Source organism: Verrucomicrobiota bacterium (genome assembly GCA_016871495.1).
GTDB lineage: Bacteria > Verrucomicrobiota > Verrucomicrobiia > Limisphaerales > VHDF01 > VHDF01.
On record VHDF01000192.1, the window covers coordinates 1 to 2,206 of the forward strand.

2 protein-coding genes are annotated in these 2,206 nt (G+C 61.7%); both read left to right on the top strand.

Translation table 11 applies throughout. The annotated features are described in order from the left end of the window. Window positions 1-135 precede the first annotated feature (135 nt). Window positions 136-576, top strand: coding sequence for a glycosyltransferase family 1 protein (locus tag FJ404_19765; GenBank protein MBM3825083.1), 441 nt, complete (start codon window positions 136-138; stop codon window positions 574-576). Then, a complete protein-coding gene (locus FJ404_19770) occupies window positions 573-1,286 on the top strand; it encodes an FkbM family methyltransferase (protein MBM3825084.1) in 714 nt (237 codons plus the stop codon). The genes FJ404_19765 and FJ404_19770 overlap by 4 nt, the downstream gene beginning before the upstream one ends. Window positions 1,287-2,206: the final 920 nt, after the last annotated feature.

Here is a 2,206-nt window from a genome sequence, read left to right on the forward strand (position 1 = left end):
CCGCCATCCACCAGATGTGCATCCTCCTCACTGAAACAGAAACCGTCTTTCCGACCACCCAACTCCGTCTCATCTACCGCCAGGTCGGCTCATCCTGATTCCACCCCAGGTCAGGATGTCTGAGCCTCAGCGGCTATGACGGCATTTTGCTGCAAAAACGCCTCTACTCCGGCTCACGCCGCCGTCGCATCGCACGCAGCGGTTTGCCCGTCATTTTTGACATCGATGACGCCACCTGGCATCCGCTGGAAAAGAAGCATCACTTCCTCACCCGCTGGCGCACTCAGCATCGGCTCAGCGCCAGCCTCCGCATGGCCAGACTCGCGCTTCCCGCGAACGAGTTCATCGCCGCGCGTCTCCGCCAGGATCACTCACGCGTCGAAGAATGGCGGCGCGCTTTACGCCTCCAGCACCGCGGAGTGGATCGAGAAACTCACGCAGCTCATCCGCGATGCCGCGCTGCGCCGTGAAATGGGCACGCGCGGACGCGCCCGTTTTGAGCAACATTACACCGCCGAGGCCGTCGCCCGCACGCTCGCCACCCGCATGCGCGAACTCGCCGCTCCACGATCATGAAACCGCAATTCGATGCCTCACCGCTGCGCAAAGCGCTCCTCTGCCTGAACAAGGACAGCCGCCGCGACTTCCGTTTCTTCCGCCAGTTCCCGCGCGGCCCCTTCCGCACCTTTCTCGACATCGGCGCGTATCACGGCGAGTTCACCGACCGCGTCCTGCGCCACTACCCGGTCGAAAAAGTCTTCCTCTTCGAGCCCTTCCCGGATTCCATCTCGCTGCTGCGTCAGCGCTACGCCGCGGAGCCGCGCTGCACCGTGCATCCGTATGCGCTTTCTGATCAAAGCGGCTCCACCGCGCTTCGCGTGCTCAACAAGGCGGATTCCAGCTCCCTGCTCGATCCCGTCGGCGATGCCAGCGCCGTCCTGCAGCGCGATTTTCATGAAGTCGGCCAGACGCAGATCGAAACCCGCCGTCTCGATGAAATTCCCGGCCTCGCCGACGTGCCGCGCTTTGATCTGGCCAAGATCGACGTGCAAGGCGCGGAGTTGAAAGTGCTGCGCGGCTGCGGCGCGCTGCTCGATCGCATCCAGGCCATCTACATCGAGGTGAACTTCCGCTCCCTTTATCAAAACGGCGCGGTGTTTTGCGAAACGCACGCCTTCCTCGAACAAGCCGGCTTCCTGCTCGGTTTCATGCAGGAATTCCGACGCAACGCCGAAGGCGCGCTCATTTACGGCAACGCGTATTACTTCCGCCCCGGCTCACGCTGACACGCGTCAGCGCGCGCTCACCTTCACCACCGGTTCGCGATGATGCTGCAGCCCAAGGGCCAGCACGCGCTTCAATTGCTTCTCAAACTCCTCCGGCGGAAACGGCCAGTCGCCGTCATTCGGCCACGGCAGACCGGAAAACATCCGCAGGGCCGAATTCCCCGTCATGTGCGCGAAAGCCCTGGCCGGTGACTTCGACTTATCCCGCCGTAGCCTGGCTGAACGAACAACGGAACCACCCTCGGTTGGACACTGCGACATGAACGCATCGATGGGTAAGGGCTACGTCAAAGAGCTGCGCCATGCGTGCGCGGGTGAAGTCGGGAGATGCGCTGAGGGGGAAAACGCCATTGTATCCGGCATTGTATCCCTCGCGACGAAAAATGAGGCCCGTTGGGTCCACTTGGGACCGTTTCGCCGAATAAAGAAATGCGGTAAGTCCTTGTGGGCCCAAATGAGTCCACATAAGTCCTTGTGGATAAAGCAGATGTACAGTCTTCCCCCTTTGGCCACTTGGGTATCCTACCGAGCCAGTTCCGGCGCGGTCGCGGCCACGCCAGGGAGCGGGATTAAGCCAAACTCGCTTCCCTGGCTCAAGTTGAAAACCTGCTGATTGGCTGGGGCGCTCACGGCTGATTCATCTGGTTTTGGGGAGACGAACCTCCACGAAAGAAATCGGAAGGGATCCCCCCATCTCCACCGGTTTTGATTTCGTGCCTGTTCGTGATTTTCGTGGTTCTCCCGCCCCCTGATCGGGTCGGGTGCCGGGGATTGCGCCCCGGCACCCTCCCACACCACCGGACGTGCGGTTTTCCGCATCCGGCGGTTGAACGCAGCGGCCCTTCACACGGTGGCCGCAAGGTCGGATGGCATCCAAAACCCGTGACGTCGCAACGCCGCGTTGCTTAACGCCGTCTGCA